Annotated in this window: 2 protein-coding genes; both read left to right on the forward strand. The window is 40.3% G+C overall.

From position 1 onward, the window contains the following. On the forward strand, positions 1-180 hold a 180-nt coding region (locus tag A3756_RS14815; RefSeq protein WP_156490495.1), incomplete at its 5' end, for a DUF2804 family protein. 112 nt (positions 181-292) lie between these two features. Continuing rightward, on the forward strand, positions 293-1193 hold a 901-nt coding region (locus tag A3756_RS14820), incomplete at its 3' end, for a hypothetical protein (protein WP_068553775.1).

The following is a 1193-nucleotide window of genomic DNA, read 5'->3' on the forward strand; positions in this document are numbered from 1 at the left end:
CTTGATCTAAGCTTTGTGCCTGAAGGAATGCATAAGGAACACCTCAATGCCGGTTTCATGGCCACAAACTTCAAACAAATATTCGGCAAGTTTATGGGGCACTTAATCACCGCTGAAGGCAAACGCTACGAGATTGAATCTCAATATGGTTTTGTCGAAGATCAGTACTCTAAGTGGTAAACGTCCATACTAGACAATTTAATTACGACACATCAACAGCAAAAATAGACTTTTGATTTGACGCCTCTAGACATTAAGGGTACAACTGTAAGCTATATTACAGGAGTCTATTATGACTAAGCGCCAAGCAAACAAAACCAAGCACGACACAGCAAATGATAAAAGTGAGCTCCCCTCACTCTCAAAACAGCTATTAGAGCTACATTTAAAGCACGAACTTGAGTGCTTTAACTCCGATCGTTTTATTGAGCTATGCGATTCAGAGACTGAGTTTTTACTGAAAGCTGTAGGAGAAATCCATCTAAATAAGTTTGTCAGCGCTAAACAAATCAAACAAGTTATATACGAAAACGTCGTTAGCTCAAGTATTCCAGGTGCCATCGCCGAAGTTGCGGGTGAGGCAGCCGACACTCTATTTACATCAAAAAAACATCAAGAAACCTTACTGAACCAAATCATCAGCAAAAAAGACTTTGAAGAATTCATAGACAAAGCTTTAGAGCTAAAGGAGCAGCGAAACAAAGGCATAGACAAAGTAATTGAGCTACCGATATATGCCGAATTAATATCAGGCATTCTTTACCAAGCTATCCTTCGCTATATTTATGAAAGCAACCTAATCAGCAAGAACATTCCGGGCGTGTCCTCAATGCTCAAGATGGGAAGAAATGTAGTCAGCAAAGCTGCGCCAAAAATTGGCTCCGGAGTAGAGGAGAGCGTAAAAAGTTTTATTATCGACAGCCTCGACTTTATCCTGGACGAAAGCAAGAAGTTTCTAGAAGGCTCAGTAAGCGATGAGCAATTGCGCGACTCTGCAATGGAGCTATGGGAAGCGATTGAAAATAAACCCATGTCTGAATTTCAACAAGGTATGGACAGTTTAGATCTATCTGAATTTATCGCCTTAGGCTATGACTTCTGGCTTAAGTTTAGAAAAACAGATTATTTCATCAGCAGTTATGAAACCATCGTAGACTACTTCTTTAAGCGCTACGGCAGAAAAAACCTCGACG

The organism is Oleiphilus sp. HI0086 (assembly GCF_001635225.1).